Below are 15,354 nucleotides of genomic sequence, written 5' to 3' on the forward strand. Positions count from 1 at the left end.
GGGCGGCCGGGAGGGACGGGGCGGGACCGACCCGCGCCTCCCGGCCGACGGCGGCTGCGTCAGACGGTGTCGAAGATCGGGCCGACGGTGCGGGAGCGCTTGAGCTCGAAGAAGCCGGGGTACCGGGCCGCCGCGACGACGCCGTCCCACAGGTCGAGCGCCTGCTGACCCTTCGGGGCGGGCGAGATGACGGGGCCGAAGAACGCGGTGCCCTCGACGGCGATCACCGGGGTGCCGACGTCCTGGCCGACCCGCTCGATGCCGTCGCGGTGGCTCTCGCGCATCGCGGCGTCGGTCTCGTCGGTCCACGCGGCGTCGGCGAGATCGGCCTCGAGTCCGAGCTCCTCCAGGACGGTGGGCACGACCTGCTGCGGGTCCTTCTCCTGACGGTGGTGGATGTGCTCGCCGAGGGCGTCGTAGAGGCGCTTGACGACGTCCTGGCCGTGGCGGAGGCGCGCCGCGGTGACGAGCCGCGAGTACACCTGGTTCCGGTCGAGCGCCTCCTTGTAGTTCTCGGGGATGTCCTGGCCCTCGTTGAGGACGAACAGGCTCATGACGTGCCACGTGACGTCGAGGTCGCGGTGCTGCTCGACCTCGCCCACCCAGCGGCTCGTCATCCACGCCCAGGGACACGTGGGGTCGAACCAGAAGTCCACAGCGGTCGGGGTCGTCGGGGAGCTGTCCACAGCGGTGTCCGTCATGCCGGTGACACTACGCGCGTCGGTAGGGTTGACGGGTCGCCATCGACGGCGACGACACCCCCGACGCGCCGGGCCCACGACGCCTGCGCGCTCGCAGAAGGATGGAGCGGCCCGTGCCCGGAGAGAACCTCACCCGAATCGAAGCCCAGGAGCGTGCGGCCGTCGTCGACGTCGCCGCCTACGAGGTCGACCTCGACCTGACACGGGGTGACGAGACCTTCGGGAGCACCACGACCGTGCGGTTCTCCGCGACGCCGGGTGCCGCGACGTTCATCGACGCGATCACCGCGGCCGTGCACGCGGTCACGCTGAACGGCACCGCGCTCGACGTGGCGGACGTCAACGACGGCGTGCGCATCCGCCTCGACGATCTCCAGGCCGAGAACGAGCTCACCGTCGTCGCCGACATGCGGTACACCAACACGGGCGAGGGCCTGCACCGCTTCGTCGACCCCGTCGACGGCGAGGTCTACCTCTACTCCCAGTTCGAGGTCCCGGATTCGCGCCGGATGTTCACCGTGTTCGAGCAGCCCGACCTCAAGGCGACGTTCGCGTTCACGGTCACCGCGCCGTCTCGTTGGCAGGTCGTGTCGAACTCGCCGACCCCCGAGCCCCGCGTCGACGGCGACGTCGCGACGTGGAGGTTCGCTCCGACCTCGCGGATCTCGAGCTACATCACCGCGCTCATCGCGGGCCCGTACACCGTGGTCCGCAGCGGACTGACGAGCCGCGACGGCCGCACCATCCCGCTCGGGATCTTCGCCCGGCAGTCGCTCGCCGAGTACCTCGACCCCGAGTACGTCTTCGAGACGACCCGCAAGGGCTTCGCCTACTACGAGGACAAGTTCGACGTCGCCTACCCCTTCGACAAGTACGACCAGCTCTTCGTGCCCGAGTTCAACGCGGGGGCCATGGAGAACGCCGGTGCCGTGACGTTCACCGAGACCTACGTGTTCCGCTCGAAGGTGACCGATGCGATCAAGGAGCGCCGCGTCGTCACGATCCTGCACGAGCTCGCGCACATGTGGTTCGGCGACCTGGTCACGATGAAGTGGTGGAACGACCTCTGGCTCAACGAGTCCTTCGCGGAGTGGGCGTCGACGATCGCGACCGCCGAGGCCACCGAGTGGACCGAGGCCTGGACGACGTTCCAGGCGATGGAGAAGTCCTGGGCCTACCGGCAGGACCAGCTCCCGTCGACCCACCCCGTCGTGGCCACCATCAACGACCTCGAGGACGTCCAGGTCAACTTCGACGGCATCACGTACGCGAAGGGCGGCTCGGTCCTCAAGCAGCTCGTCGCCTGGGTCGGGATCGACGCCTTCTTCGCCGGCGTCTCGGCCTACTTCAAGAAGCACGCGCACGGCAACACCGAGCTGCGCGACCTGCTCGCCGAGCTCGAGGTCACGAGCGGCCGAGACCTCTCCGATTGGTCGAGCGTCTGGCTCGAGACGGCCGGGGTGAACACGCTCCGTCCCGAGTTCACGACGGACGACGACGGCGTGATCACCGCGTTCGCGGTCCTCCAGGAGGCCCCGAGCGACCACCCGACGCTGCGTCCCCACCGCCTCGCCATCGGCGTGTACGCGTTCGGCGGCGACGCCCACGAGGAGGCCGTCCACCCGTTCGGCGCGAACGCCGCGTCCGCCGGTGGCAAGCTCGAGCGCACGCACCGCATCGAGATCGACGTCGACGGCCCGCGGACCGAGGTCCCGGAGCTCGTCGGCGTGCACCGCGGGGACCTCGTGCTGCTCAACGACGACGACCTGGCGTACGCCAAGATCCGCCTCGACGAGCACTCGCGCCGCACGGCGGTGGAACACCTGGCCGCCATCGCGAACCCGCTCGCCCGGTCCATCGTCTGGGGTGCGGTGTGGGACGCCACCCGCGACGCCGAAGCGCCGGCGAGCGACTACGTCCGCCTGGTCCTCGGCAACATCGCCACCGAGACCGAGTCGACGACCATCCGGACCACGCTGTCGCAGCTGCTCCTGGCCGCCCGGAGCTACGTCGCGCCCGCGAAGCGAGAGGCCACCGTCCGCGAGGTCGGCGATGCCCTCTGGCAGCTGGCGGCGACGGCGGAGGCCGGATCCGACGCCCAGTTCCAGTTCGTCAAGTTCTTCGCGCAGATCGCGTCGACCCCGGAGCACGTGGCGACGCTGCAGGGGCTCCGGAGCGGTGACGTCCTGCTCAACGACCTGACGATCGACACGGACCTGCGCTGGGAGTTGCTCGAGGGGCTCGTGCTCAACGGCGCCGCGGGCGAGTCCGAGATCGCCACGGAGCTCGCCGCCGACCCGACGGCGAACGGTGAGCAGGCCGCGGCGCGCGCGCGGGCGACCATCCCCACCGCCGAGGGCAAGCTCACCGCGTTCTCGTCGCTCGTCGACTCCGACGCCCTGCCGAACGCGATCGTGCGGCAGACCGCGGTCGGGTACCAGCACGTCCTCACGCCCGTCGCGCTCGAGGGCATCGTGTCGCGGTACTTCGACGCCCTGACCGAGATCTGGGCCAACCGGACCTACCACATCGCGGAGACCCTGGTGGCGGGCCTCTACCCGGCGCCGCTCGCGAGCGTCGAACTCCGCGACGCCACGCAGGCATGGCTCGACACCCACCCGGAGACCCCGGCGCTCCGCCGCCTGGTCGTCGAGAACCTCGCCGGTGTCGAGCGGGCGCTCGCGGTCCAGGCGGCCGACGCCTGATCGAAGGGAGGGGTGGCGGGATCTCCCGCCGCCCCTCCCTCGGGTACTCCGCCCGCTCCTGGGATCCTCTCCCGGGTGTCATCCTCGTGACAGGCCTCGGGACCCCTGAGAACACCGTGTGACCGCGCCTCGGCCGGGCGCAGCTGAACGTCCGGCCGAGGTCCATCCCCTACCATCGCTCGGACCATGCTCCTCGCCGCGACATCGACCCCATCCCCCACCGACGAAGCGAAGACCATCGTGACGAACGCCTTCACGCAGTTCGTCGACACCTGGCACACGGCGATCACGATCGTGATCGTCGTGGTCCTCGCTGTCGTCCTGCGACTGTTCCTGCGCCGGGTCATCCGGAACCTCGTCGACCGCATCGTCAACGGTGTGAAGCGTCGGCAGAACGTCGAGGACACGCAGGCCCTCATCGCGTCGCCCCTGCAGACCGCGCGTGTGATCCAGCGCACCCGGACGCTCGGCAGCGTGCTCGAGAACGTCGCGACCGTGGTGATCGCCGTCGTGGCGCTCGTCATCATCGCCAGCCAGTTCGGCGCGAACCTGCTGGGGCTCGTCGCGGGGGCGTCGGTGGTCGCCGCGGGCCTCGCCGTCGGGGCGCAGAGCATCGTCAAGGACCTGCTGTCCGGGATCTTCATGATCATCGAGGACCAAGCCGGCGTCGGTGACGTCGTCGACACGGGTCAGGCCACCGGCGTGGTCGAGAACGTCGGCCTGCGGGTCATGCAGGTCCGTGACGTCAACGGGATCCTCTGGTTCGTACCGAACGGGCAGATCCTCCGCGTCGGGAACATGTCGCAGGGATGGTCCCGTGTCCTCGTCGACGTCACCGTCCCGTACGAGACGGACATCGACGCCGTCGAGGACGCACTGCTCGGCGCGGCGGTGGCGATGGCGCAGGAGACCCGCTGGCGGCAGCGCATCGTCGAGAAGCCGGAGATCTGGGGCCTCCAGACGATCACCGACGGTGCGATGGTGTTCCGGCTCGTCATCAAGACGCGCGCTGCCGAACTCGACGCCGTCGGCCGGGAGCTCCGGGTCCGCCTCAAGAAGGCGGTCGACGACCTCGGCGTGACGCTGCCCGCCATGGCGATGATCATGCCCGCCGGATGGGAGAACGCCACCTCGATCAACGGCGCTCGACCCCCGCGCACGCATCCGACGCCCGTCACCCGACCGTCCCGCAAGAAGGCCACGGCGCCCCGGGACCCGGCATGAGCGGCGACGGCACCGAGCGCCCCGCCCACGGCACCGAGCGCCCCGGCGTCGGCGTCGGGCCGCAGCCGATCACGCTCCGCGTCGGCTCGGGCGGCGTGACCCCGGGCGGCGAGCTCTTCCACCGGATCGGCGGCGCCCCGACGTTCGACCGGCTCGTCCGTGCCTTCTACGAGGGTGTCCAGAGCGACCCCGTCATCTGGCCGATGTACCCGGCCGAGGACCTGGAGGGCGCGATCTCGCGACTCTCCCTGTTCCTCCAGCAGTACTGGGGCGGACCGACGACCTACTCGGAGGAGCGCGGGCACCCGCGGCTGCGGATGCGGCACATGCCGTTCCGCGTGACCCCGGATGCGCGGGACCGCTGGTTGCGGCACATGCGCGCCGCCGTCAACGGTCTCGACCTCGCTCCGATGGACGAGGCGATGCTCTGGGCGTACCTCGAGCGCGCGGCGCACGCCATGGTGAACGCCGCGGGCGACGTCAGCGGGACAGGCTCCACGCCCGACGCTTGACGAGCACATGGCCGCGGGTCGTCGTCAGGCGGCTCCACGGCCCCGTCTCGAACAGACGGACGGGTTCACCCTCGGCCAGGAACCCGAGGCTCTCGGCCGCGAACGCGGCTCCAGCGGGCAGGTGCTCCTCACCGTTGACGGGCCTCCCCCAGACCTCGGCGCGGACGCGGCGCACGACGGCGTCGCCGGCGGCCGTCGGGACGGCTTCTGCCACCTCGGCCATGCCCTCGCGCGCGACCCGGCGGAGCGTGCGGGCATCGATGTCGAGCTGCGCGACCCAGCCACCGCGGGGCGGCGAGATCGCGGCCCAGGTCACGGTGTGGACCTCGAGCGGGAGCTCAGCCGTGACGGCGGTCGCCGCGGTCGGGTCCAGTCCGCGTTCCTCGGCGGAGCGGTGCTCCTCGACGAGCGCGTCGAGCCGGTGGACGAACGACGCGATCGGGACGACGGCGTCGAACTCGACCGGGTCGGCCAGCGCGAACGTCCGGAGTCCGAGCACCGTCGGCACCTCGTCGAGCAACCCGACCGGGTAGAGGATCGCCGTGTAGACGGCGAGGACGCCGCCACCGGCGATGAGCCGCACCGATCCGTCCTCCACCCGGGAGGCCCGCCCCAGGTAGGTGCGGAGGTCGCCGAGGGAGGTGGTGTCGGGAAGCGTGAACGACGGGCTCATCAACGGTCGAGGATAACGGACCGCGCCCGCGGACCGCTGGGGCACCCCGCTCGGGTGGCTCGTAGACTACGGGGCGATGAACGGCCCAGCGCACGGAGGCCCGACGACGGGCGAACCGGACTTCATGCCCACCCTCCGGCTCGTGGACACGGGTGCGAGCACCGGCGAGGACATCTTCACCGGCTCGAGCCACTGGTCACCCGGCGGCCGGGTGTTCGGCGGGCAGGTCCTCGCCCAGTGCGTCGTCGCGGCGCAGACCACGATCGACGGGCGGGCCATCCACTCGATGCACGGGTACTTCCTCCGCCCCGGTGCCATCGACGAGCCGATCACGTTCGCCGTCGAGCGGATCCACGACGGCCGCTCCTTCGCCACGCGTCGGGTCCAGGCGTACCAGCGGGGTGTGCCGATCTTCTCGATGATCGCCTCGTTCCAGACGCCCGACACCGGCGTGGAGCACCAGGACACGATGCCCCTGGACGTCCCCGACCCCGAGTCCCTCCCGTCGGCCGCCGAGCTCCTCGCCGGGATCGACCACCCCGTCGCCCGCCACTGGGCGAAACGGTCGATCGACGTCCGGCACCCCGGAGGGCCGGTGTTCATCGAGGTGACCGGTGAGCGCGTCGCCCACCAGGCCGTCTGGCTCCGGGTGGCCGGTCACCTGCCCGACGACCCCGCCCTCCACCGTGCCGTGCTCGGTTACGCGAGCGACCTGTCGATCCTCGAGCCGATCATGCGGCGGCACGGCCTGGCCTGGGGCACGCCGGGGGTCAAGAGCGCGAGCCTCGACCACGCGATGTGGTGGCACCGCGACGGCCGCGCTGATGACTGGGTGCTCTACACGCAGGAGTCACCGAGCGCGCAGAGCGGCCGTGGACTGGCGATCGGCCGGATGTTCGACCGTTCGGGCCGCCTGCTGACCACGGTCGCGCAGGAGGGCATGCTCCGCGTGCCCGGGGCCTGAGCGGGGGTCTGACGGTCCCAGGAAGACCCGACGACTCCCCCACGGCTCCGGGCGCGCCCACGATGCTCATGTCCCCGTCACCAGACAGAGAGCAGAGCACCATGGACATCAACGGACGCAGCGTCTTCATCGTCGGAGGGACCTCCGGCATCGGCCTCGGACTCGCCAGACGGTTCGCCGCGGCGGGCAGCACCGTCGTCGTCGGCGGGCGGAACGTCGACCGTGTCGACGACCTCGAGACCGTCGTCGTCGACGTCACCGATCTGGCCTCCGTCCTCCACGCACGCGACACCGTCCTGCGGGACCACCCGGACCTCGACGTCGTCGTCACGATGTCGGGCGTGATGCTCCTCGAGGACCTCCGCGATCCGGCCCACTTCGCGCAGACCGCGGTGACCGTCGACGTCAACCTCCTCGGGACGATCCGGGTCATCGACGCGTTCACGCCGCACCTCATCGCGCGTGGCGGCGGTGACCTCATCACGGTGACGTCGGGGATCGCGTTCCTCCCGTTCCCCCTCATGGCGAGCTACGCGGCGTCGAAGGCCGGGGTGCACGCGTACTCGGAGGCCCTCCGCGCGCAGCTCGCCGGCACCGGGGTCGCCGTCACCGAGCTCGTCCCGCCCGCGGTCGACACGGGTGACCAGGGCGCGGTCAACCCCGCGGCCCTGCCGCTGGAGGGGTTCCTGGACGAGGTGACCGACCTGCTCACCCAGGACCCGACGCCCCACGAGATCCTGGTGCAGGGCGTGCAGATGCACCGCTGGGCGGAGCGTGACGGCACGTACGCGGACCTCGTGGCACGACGGTCGGCAGCGCTCGCGAACCTGCCCGGGCGCTGACCGGCAGCCGAACCCGGCAAGCGGGTCGTGGGCGGCGGCACGGCCGTCGCCCACGACGGTCCTACGGGCGCGAGAACGCCACGGGCTCCTCGCGGTACGCCTCGCACGCGGCACGCTCGACGTCGGTGAGGCGGCGCGGGCGGTTCGTCTCGGCGTCGACGAGCACGAGCGAGGTGGTCGCCCGGGTGAACACGACGAAGGGGTCGGTACCGGCGGGCGAGCAGACCTCGTACGAGACGTCGATGCTCGCCCCGCCGATCCGCCCGACCCACATCTGGATGTCGAGCGGCCGCCGGAGGTACGGGATCGACTGCAGGTACTCGAGCCGCTGTCCGGCGATCACCGTCAACGTCCCGGATCCGGGGCGACCGTCGATGATCGGCGGCGGCGTCTCGGACGTGCCCTCGAGTTCCTCGGGGTCCGGCGCCCAGAACGCGAGGATGCGTGCTTCCTCCAGGAGCCGGAGCATCGCCGAGTTGTTGACGTGCCCGTACGCGTCGATGTCACTCCACCGGATGCGGACGGGCACGCGCAGTCGTGCCACCGTCAGTCCCGCGTGAGCTTGCGGTACGTCGCCCGGCCGGGCTTGGCGGCATCGGCGCCGAGGCGCTGGATCTTGTTCTCCTCGTACGCCTGGAAGTTGCCCTCGAACCAGTACCAGTTCGGCACGCCGTCCTCGTTCACGCCCTCCCACGCGAGGATGTGCGTCGCGATGCGGTCGAGGAACCACCGGTCGTGGGTGATGACCACGGCACAGCCCGGGAACTCGAGGAGGGCGTTCTCCAGGCTGCCGAGGGTCTCGACGTCGAGGTCGTTCGTCGGCTCGTCGAGGAGCAGGAGGTTGCCGCCCTGCTTGAGCGTCAGCGCGAGGTTCAGTCGGTTGCGCTCACCACCGGAGAGCACGCCGGCCTTCTTCTGCTGGTCCGGGCCCTTGAACCCGAACTGCGACACGTACGCGCGCGACGGGATCTCGGTCTTGCCCACCTGGATGAAGTCGAGGCCATCGGACACGACCTCCCACAGGTTCTTGTTCGGGTCGATGCCGCCGCGCGTCTGGTCGACGTACGAGATGTCGACGGTCTCGCCGATCTTGAGGTCGCCGGCGTCGAGGGGCTCGAGGCCGACGATCGTCTTGAACAGCGTCGTCTTGCCCACGCCGTTCGGGCCGATGACGCCGACGATGCCGTTGCGCGGCAGCGTGAACGACAGGTTGTCGATGATGATCCGCTCGCCGAACTGCTTGTGCAGCTTGGCCGCGTCGATGACCTGCGAACCGAGGCGCGGCCCCACGGGGATCACGATCTCCTCGAAGTCGAGCTTGCGCGTCCGCTCGGCCTCGGCCGCCATCTCCTCGTAGCGGGCGAGGCGGGCCTTCGACTTCGCCTGGCGGCCCTTCGAGTTGCTCCGCACCCAGTCGAGCTCGTCCGACAGACGCTTGGCGAGCTTGGCGTCCTTCTTGCCCTGCACCTCGAGGCGCGCACGCTTCTTCTCGAGGTACGTCGAGTAGTTGCCCTCGTACGGGTACAGCCGCCCGCGGTCGACCTCGGCGATCCACTCGGCGACGTGGTCGAGGAAGTACCGGTCGTGGGTCACGGCGAGGACGGCGCCGGGGTACTGCTGCAGGTGCTGCTCGAGCCACAGCACGCTCTCGGCGTCGAGGTGGTTCGTCGGCTCGTCGAGCAGGAGCAGGTCGGGCTTCTGCAGCAGGAGCTTGCAGAGGGCGACGCGACGCTTCTCGCCACCGGAGAGGTGCGAGACGACCTCGTCCGCCGGCGGGCACTGGAGCGCCGCCATGGCCTGCTCGAGCTGCGAGTCGAGGTCCCACGCATCGGCCGCGTCGATCTCTTCCTGCAGGGTGCCCATCTCGGCCAGGAGCGCGTCGAAGTCGGCGTCCGGCTCGGCCATCTGGGCGGAGATCTCGTTGAAGCGGTCGAGCTTGGCCTTGATCGGGCCGACGCCTTCCTGCACGTTCTCGAGGACCGTCTTGTCCTCGTCGAGCTCCGGCTCCTGCATGAGGATGCCGACCGTGAACCCCGGCGTGAGCTTGGCCTCGCCGTTCGACGGCTGGTCGAGGCCGGCCATGATCTTGAGGATCGTCGACTTGCCAGCGCCGTTCGGGCCGACGACGCCGATCTTGGCGCCGGGCAGGAACGACATCGTGACGTCGTCGAGGATCAGTTTCTCGCCGACCGACTTGCGGGCGCGGACCATTTGGTAGATGTACTCAGCCATGTCTCGTCCAGTCTACTGAGGGGTACGGAGGACAGCGGGGGCGGTGATCACCACCCCCGGCGTCATTGGATGCTCTCGGTCTTGCCGATCAGGCACTTGCCCGTGCTGAGCACGGGAGCCGTCTCGCTCACGAACGCCGCGCCGCGGAACTGACCGATGAGGCAGGTGGACCCGACGAGCACCGACACCTGGATCGAGTCGGCGGCGCGACCGATCGAGGTCGTGTCCGGCGTGATCTGCATCGCCTTCTTCGGGAACCCCGCGTTCACGAGGGAGTTCACGATCGCCGCGTCGTCGGGGTGCGCGTTCGACGTGGTGAGCGTGTGCGCGGCGTCGTCGAACCGGCCCTTCGCCGCGATGGCGGCGGCGTCCATCGTCGCGGTCGGGACGGGGACGTCCGTCGGGGTCGAGATCGCCGTGGCCGTCGTGCTCGCGGAGACGCTGCTGCTCGGCGGTGCGGACACCGTGTCGTGGTCACCGCCGCCCGTGCAGGCGCTCACGCCGATCCCGGCGAGCATCGTGATCGCCAGGACCATCGGGAGCCTGCCTCGCATGGACGCGTCCTTCCTGCGACGGCGGTCCCCCCGGCGGCGCCGCACCAGTGTACGGGCAGGACCCGGGCGGGCCGGGAGACCACTGCCCGTCACGCCGTGGCGTCCACCGCGAGGGCCGAGGGGTCGTGACGGTCCGGGCCAGGGGCCGGTGCGGCGTCGTCGTCGGGCACGACGCCGTCGGGGCCCACGCCCGCGAACTCCGGTGCCACGAACATCCCCGGTGTCGAGGCGAGACCGTCGCCATCCGGGCCGCCGTCGTCCAGGTTCCCGTCCATGGAGCCAGCGTCGTCGGCACCGGGCGTCGCCCCCAGCGCGCCGGCTGCGACCTCGACCGCGACGGCACCGGCCACCGCGCGTTCCTCGGCCGACGGCGCGTCACCCGGAGCCGCCATCTCGTCGGCCGTCTGCCGCGGCGTGCGGCGCCACTGACCGCGCCCGTAGGCCAGGTCGTGCCCGATCGCGTCGGCGTCGATCTCGACCGCGAGCCCCGACCGGTCCTGGCGCTCCCACGTCCGGACCCGCAACCGCCCCGCGACGAGCACCCGGTCCCCCTTGACGACGGAACCGGTGCAGTTCGACGCCAGGCTGCGGAACGCGGTGACCGTGAACCAGTTCGTGTCGCCGTTCACCCAGGCGGAGTTGGCGCGGTCCCACCGCCGCGACGGCGACGCCAGTCGGAAGCTCGTGATGGCCAGGCCGGTCCCCGTGACGAGGTGCCGTGGTTCGGTCGCGACGATGCCGCGGATGGTGATCGTGTCGTTCATGCCCCGATCGTCGGGCCTGGCCCGACGCGGCGAGGCGCTGTCGACCACACCGGTGGACAACCGCCCCGACCGGTCCCTTGGGGACGACGTCCGGTCAGTGGGCGCGGAACTCGGGCCGCTCGGCCAATGGCCCGAGCGCCGCGTGCACGGCACGCTTCGCCGACTCGAGCGTCGGGTACGACGCGTGTCGGTCCTCCCGGCCGTACAGCGCGACGCGGAACCCGGCTTCGGTGCGGTGGATGCTGCCCACCGCACCGGCCGGTCCGATCGCGACCCAGGTGTCCGTCGTGCGTGTGGTGACACGCTCGTCCGTCGTCGTCATCGTCGACCACCTCCTCGTGGTCCCGCGCCGTCCGACGACCGGATCGGTGTCCGGCTACGACGCCAGGATGTACTGAGCGTACGCCCGGCGCACCTTGTTCACCTTGGGCACCGCGACGGCCATGCAGTAGCCCTGACCCGGGTTCTTCGCGAAGAAGTCCTGGTGGTACTCCTCGGCCCGGTAGAACTCCGTGAGCGGCTCGATCGTCGTGACGATGGTGCCGTCCCAGATGTCAGCCGCACGCTCGATCGCGCGCTCGAACAGGGCACGCTGCTCGTCGTCGGCCGGGAACATCGCCGACCGGTACTGGGTGCCGACGTCGGCGCCCTGACGGTTGAGCTGGCGCGGGTCGTGCAGCGTGAAGAAGACGTCGAGGATGACGTCGGCGGGGATCACGGTCTCGTCGAAGGTGACGGCGACCGCTTCGGCGTGCCCGGTCCGGCCGGTGCACACGAGCTCGTACGAGGGGTCGGCGACCGTCCCGCCGACGTAACCGGACACGACGTCCTGCACGCCCTGGAGCGTGCGGTACACCGCGTCGAGACACCAGAAACAACCACCTGCGAGCACGAACGTCGTCATGGGGGCAACCTACCTTCCGCGGCCGGGCGACTCCCGGCTGGGTGGTCAACGACGACGGGCCCCTCGCCATTCCCCGGCCCGCCCTCCACACGGGAGGCACGGCGCCCGTCGTCCACACCGGTCGCGGTCGCGCGCTGCGCTGTCGGCGGGTGCTCCTAGCGTCGTCGTCGAGCCGGGAACCGCCTGGCGGACGAGGAGGCGACATTGGAGACGACAGCAGCTCCCTGGCGGATCGGGACGCCACGGCCGGTCGCGCGTTCCCGTGGCGGCCTCCGCGTCCTCGACGTGCGTGAGGACCTGAGCCGGGTGACCCGCGCGAACGGCGAGATCGTCGGGTACGTGGACCGCGTCGAGGTCGCGGGCGCTCCGGCGTACCGAGCGCGCCGATACGTCCCCGCCGAGCGTCGCTTCGTGGCGCTCCCCACGGTGTGGGACCCGGACGACGCCGTCGACTGCCTGCGCTGGTGACACCGATCGGACCCTCCGCGGGGCGGTTCTCCGCAATGGCCTGTCGCACGCCGACGGCGCCGTGAGCCATGGATATGGTGCGCACATGCAATGGTGGAACAGCTTCATCGACTGGTCGGGTTCGGCCCATGGTTGGCGACTCATCTCGGGCGCGATCATCCCGTTCGTCGCGATCGTCGTCGCGGGCATCGTCGCGGCCCTCATCGGTCGCGGTGCCACCAAGCGCGTCGTGGCGATGCAGGAGCGCGAAGCGAAGAACGCCGCCGTCGCCGGCGTGATCTCCGCCGCCCGCAAGGCGGCGACCTGGGGTGCGCTGGGCCACGACGAGCGTTCCTACGCGGATCACCTGGCCGAGGACGCCGACATCCGGCTGCGGCTCCTGCCCGTGGTCGGTGCACCCGTGGCGGCGAACTGGGCGCAGCACGAGATCGCCGACATCAAGAAGCACTCGTCGACCTTCAGCTTCCAGGCCGAACAGTCGCTGTCCGAGTTCCGTGACCGGATGCTCGAGTGGCAGGCGCGGCCGTCCAGGGCACGCAAGCTGTTCCGCGCGGACCTGGAGCGCTGGAAGTTCGAGAGCCCGGACCCCGACGCCGACCTCGTCAAGCGCCAGCAGGAGTGGAACGCGGACCAGACCGACGCGGTACGGGCGGGATCCGGTGCCGAGCGCGGTGCCACGACGACGCCCCTCCCCGCCGGGCGCTCGGACGCGACGGGCACGACCGCGACGGGCACGACCGCGGCGAGCGGGACCGCCGACGGCGCCGCCGGTGGGGTGACGGTCGGTTCGGGGACCGCTCCGCGTCCGGCGCCGATCGCACCGGTGCTCCCCCGTGTGGATCGCAGCCCCCTGCCCGACCGCAGTGCTTCGGCAGCTCGCGGCACACTGACCGACCGCAGTGCTTCGGCAGACAGCAGCAGCGCCCCGGCGGACCGCGCCCCTTCGGCACGGCCGGTCGGGACACCGGAGCGCGAGGCGGGAGCCGACGGATCGGCAGCGGTGGCGCCGTCCGGCACGGCAGTGTCCGGTACCGGCGGGACCGAGGCGGACCGGCAGACGGCCGTGATGCCGGCAGTGGCCCTCGCACGACCGTCGACGTCGGAGCGTCCGGCGACCCAGTCCCCGACCGCGGCCCCGGCCCCGGCCCCGGTCGCCCCGGTGAGCGCGGATGAGTCCGGCGAGCAGGGCCGACCGGCGGGCGAGCTGACGGACCCGAAGGTCGACGCGGCCGGGCCCGCGACCACGAACACGACGTCGATCCCGACCCGCATCGCCGACGCGCCGGTCGAGCCGGCCGATCCCGACGAAACAGACGAGGCGCCGTACGGTTCGCCGGTCAGCGCAGCGGAACTCCGGCGCCGGGCCGACCAGGACGACGACTGATCGAGCGCGCGCTCAGACGGACCACATGGACGGCCGCTCCCTCGACGGGGGCGGCCGTTCGTCGTCGCGCGCCCCCGGCAGGATTCGAACCCGCGACAGGATGGGTAGAAACCATCTGCTCTTCCACTGAGCTACGGAGGCCTGCGAGCGATTGTACGGCGTGGCCGTGGACGGCGACGGGTCGCGTGCCGGGACGGCGGGGACGCGTCAGGGCAGCGCGCGGGCGAGCGCCGTCAGCAGCTGGTCCGGTCGTGGGACCCCTGCGGCACGGAACACCTCGTCACCGTCCGCCCCGCTGATGACGATGGTCGGCGTGGAGCGGATGCCGAGCGCCTCGAGCCGGTCCGGGTGCGCCGCGACGTCGAGCTCCCGCACCTCTAGCGCGGGGACGAGCCGCTGTGCCTCGCCGACGACCCGTCGTGCCGCGGCGCAGGGGGCGCAGAACGCGGACGTGTACAGGTCGAGGTGCATGCGGGGCGGAACGCGATCCGGCCGGCCTCCATTCCCGGAGGCCGGCGGACGCGGGTCAGGGGCGGTCGAACTCGCCGGTGCGGTCGCCCCGGTTCTCGAGTGCGTCGACGGGATCCGAGTGCTCGGCGTCCCAGCGGTAGTCGACGTGCACCTGGTCGACGACCTGCTTGGCGTTCTCGGCCTTGTAGGTGAACGCGGTCTCGAGCCCGTCGACGATCGCGAACGCCGTCACCTCGTCGTCCCACGTGTCGCTCGTCGCGGTGCGGGTGTCCGTCGTGCCGTTGAAGGGGCCGTCGTGGTAGATGGCGGTGTACTCGTCGCCCTCGTGGATGGTGATGTCGCTCATTCGTCCCTTCTACCAGTCGGGGGCATCGAGCGGCCCGCGCATCGGGCACCACGAGGACGGTCGGGACGGCAGCCCTTGTCGGATACATAGCTCGGCTATAGAATTGTCGGCATGGACGATCGCGAGGCCACCATCGAGGCGCTCCTCGTGTCCGTGAATCGACTGATCCGTCGCGCTGCCCGCGCCAGCGGCAACACGACCTCGTCGGCCGTGTGGCGGACCCTCGGCATCCTCGACAGCGACGGCACGATGCGCCTCGGCGAGCTCGCCGCGGTCAGCCGGGTCAGCCAGCCGACGATGACCAAGCTCGTCGCGGGCATGGTCACGGACGGCCTCGCGAGCCGGACCACCGACCCGGAGGACTCCCGGGCCGGCCTCATCACGATCACCGACGCCGGTCACCAGGCCATCCGGGACTGGCGCGCCACCCTCGCGCGCGAGGTCGGTCCGCTCTTCGCGGACCTCGACCCCGACGAGTGGGACACCCTGCACCGAGCAGCGACCCTCGTCACGGCGAGGGTCAGGACGGAGACACCCGCGTGACGGATCACGCAGCACCGACCGGCACCGGCCACGGCCCCACCGGCCACGGCAGCAGCAGCAGCAGCAG

The 15,354-nt window shown here is 71.2% G+C and carries 18 protein-coding genes and 1 tRNA gene; 8 read left to right on the forward strand and 11 right to left on the reverse strand.

All coding sequences use genetic code 11. The annotated features are described in order from the left end of the window. Positions 1-59: 59 nt before the first annotated feature. Positions 60-701 carry a DsbA family protein gene (locus tag DEI86_RS09885; RefSeq protein WP_111013790.1) on the reverse strand — a complete coding sequence of 214 codons (642 nt, stop codon included), beginning with the start codon at positions 699-701 and terminating at the stop codon, positions 60-62. 113 nt (positions 702-814) lie between these two features. On the opposite strand from DEI86_RS09885, the gene pepN reads away from it, so the two are divergent. The 3 genes from pepN to DEI86_RS09900 all read left to right on the forward strand — a co-directional run bounded on the left by pepN (position 815) and on the right by DEI86_RS09900 (position 5,142). Continuing rightward, complete coding sequence (gene pepN / locus DEI86_RS09890; protein ID WP_111009930.1) at positions 815-3,406, forward strand: aminopeptidase N; 2,592 nt, start codon at positions 815-817, stop codon at positions 3,404-3,406. Between the two features lie 186 nt (positions 3,407-3,592). Beyond that, a complete protein-coding gene (locus DEI86_RS09895; protein WP_111009932.1) occupies positions 3,593-4,630 on the forward strand; it encodes a mechanosensitive ion channel family protein in 1,038 nt (345 codons plus the stop codon). Further along, a complete protein-coding gene (locus tag DEI86_RS09900) occupies positions 4,627-5,142 on the forward strand; it encodes a globin (RefSeq protein WP_111049436.1) in 516 nt (171 codons plus the stop codon). The genes DEI86_RS09895 and DEI86_RS09900 overlap by 4 nt, the downstream gene beginning before the upstream one ends. On the opposite strand, the gene DEI86_RS09905 is transcribed toward DEI86_RS09900, so the two are convergent. Continuing rightward, positions 5,111-5,815, reverse strand: a complete 705-nt coding sequence (locus tag DEI86_RS09905) for a hypothetical protein (protein ID WP_111009935.1) — start codon at positions 5,813-5,815, stop codon at positions 5,111-5,113. The two genes, DEI86_RS09900 and DEI86_RS09905, sit on opposite strands and share 32 nt — an antisense overlap. Before the next feature lie 76 nt (positions 5,816-5,891). On the opposite strand from DEI86_RS09905, the gene DEI86_RS09910 reads away from it, so the two are divergent. Beyond that, complete coding sequence (locus tag DEI86_RS09910; RefSeq protein ID WP_181439752.1) at positions 5,892-6,779, forward strand: acyl-CoA thioesterase II; 888 nt, start codon at positions 5,892-5,894, stop codon at positions 6,777-6,779. A gap of 101 nt (positions 6,780-6,880) precedes the next feature. Next, a complete protein-coding gene (locus DEI86_RS09915) occupies positions 6,881-7,621 on the forward strand; it encodes an SDR family oxidoreductase (protein WP_111009937.1) in 741 nt (246 codons plus the stop codon). Positions 7,622-7,682: 61 nt separating this feature from the next. On the opposite strand, the gene DEI86_RS09920 is transcribed toward DEI86_RS09915, so the two are convergent. From DEI86_RS09920 to msrA, 6 genes are all read right to left on the reverse strand, one after another. Continuing rightward, positions 7,683-8,150, reverse strand: a complete 468-nt coding sequence (locus DEI86_RS09920) for a thioesterase family protein (RefSeq protein ID WP_258368554.1) — start codon at positions 8,148-8,150, stop codon at positions 7,683-7,685. A gap of 17 nt (positions 8,151-8,167) precedes the next feature. Next, entirely contained in the window at positions 8,168-9,853 is a 1,686-nt protein-coding gene (ettA, locus tag DEI86_RS09925) for an energy-dependent translational throttle protein EttA (protein ID WP_111009941.1), read from the reverse strand. A gap of 62 nt (positions 9,854-9,915) precedes the next feature. After that, positions 9,916-10,407 (reverse strand): DUF6993 domain-containing protein, encoded by a 492-nt coding sequence (locus DEI86_RS09930; RefSeq protein WP_146242799.1) that lies wholly within the window; start codon positions 10,405-10,407, stop codon positions 9,916-9,918. A gap of 89 nt (positions 10,408-10,496) precedes the next feature. Beyond that, positions 10,497-11,171 (reverse strand): single-stranded DNA-binding protein, encoded by a 675-nt coding sequence (locus DEI86_RS09935; protein ID WP_111009944.1) that lies wholly within the window; start codon positions 11,169-11,171, stop codon positions 10,497-10,499. Between the two features lie 94 nt (positions 11,172-11,265). Beyond that, the gene (locus DEI86_RS09940; protein ID WP_111009946.1) at positions 11,266-11,493 is read right to left on the reverse strand and encodes a methyltransferase; all 228 of its coding nucleotides are present in this window, start codon (positions 11,491-11,493) and stop codon (positions 11,266-11,268) included. A gap of 54 nt (positions 11,494-11,547) precedes the next feature. Beyond that, positions 11,548-12,075, reverse strand: a complete 528-nt coding sequence (gene msrA, locus DEI86_RS09945) for a peptide-methionine (S)-S-oxide reductase MsrA (protein WP_111009948.1) — start codon at positions 12,073-12,075, stop codon at positions 11,548-11,550. 204 nt (positions 12,076-12,279) lie between these two features. On the opposite strand from msrA, the gene DEI86_RS09950 reads away from it, so the two are divergent. Then, a complete protein-coding gene (locus tag DEI86_RS09950; RefSeq protein WP_111009950.1) occupies positions 12,280-12,543 on the forward strand; it encodes a hypothetical protein in 264 nt (87 codons plus the stop codon). Positions 12,544-12,628: 85 nt separating this feature from the next. Further along, positions 12,629-13,927 carry a hypothetical protein gene (locus DEI86_RS09955; RefSeq protein ID WP_111049437.1) on the forward strand — a complete coding sequence of 433 codons (1,299 nt, stop codon included), beginning with the start codon at positions 12,629-12,631 and terminating at the stop codon, positions 13,925-13,927. A gap of 69 nt (positions 13,928-13,996) precedes the next feature. On the opposite strand, the gene DEI86_RS09960 is transcribed toward DEI86_RS09955, so the two are convergent. The 3 genes from DEI86_RS09960 to DEI86_RS09970 form a co-directional block, all read right to left on the reverse strand. Then, a tRNA-Arg gene (locus DEI86_RS09960) sits at positions 13,997-14,068 on the reverse strand. Positions 14,069-14,134: 66 nt separating this feature from the next. Beyond that, entirely contained in the window at positions 14,135-14,398 is a 264-nt protein-coding gene (locus DEI86_RS09965) for a thioredoxin family protein (RefSeq protein WP_111049438.1), read from the reverse strand. A gap of 55 nt (positions 14,399-14,453) precedes the next feature. After that, the gene (locus tag DEI86_RS09970) at positions 14,454-14,744 is read right to left on the reverse strand and encodes an oligoribonuclease (protein ID WP_111009955.1); all 291 of its coding nucleotides are present in this window, start codon (positions 14,742-14,744) and stop codon (positions 14,454-14,456) included. A gap of 111 nt (positions 14,745-14,855) precedes the next feature. Between DEI86_RS09970 and DEI86_RS09975 the strand changes: the two genes are divergently transcribed. Further along, positions 14,856-15,287, forward strand: a complete 432-nt coding sequence (locus DEI86_RS09975; protein WP_111013794.1) for a MarR family winged helix-turn-helix transcriptional regulator — start codon at positions 14,856-14,858, stop codon at positions 15,285-15,287. Positions 15,288-15,354: the final 67 nt, after the last annotated feature.

The organism is Curtobacterium sp. MCBD17_028, from assembly GCF_003234875.1.
Classification (GTDB): Bacteria; Actinomycetota; Actinomycetes; order Actinomycetales; family Microbacteriaceae; genus Curtobacterium.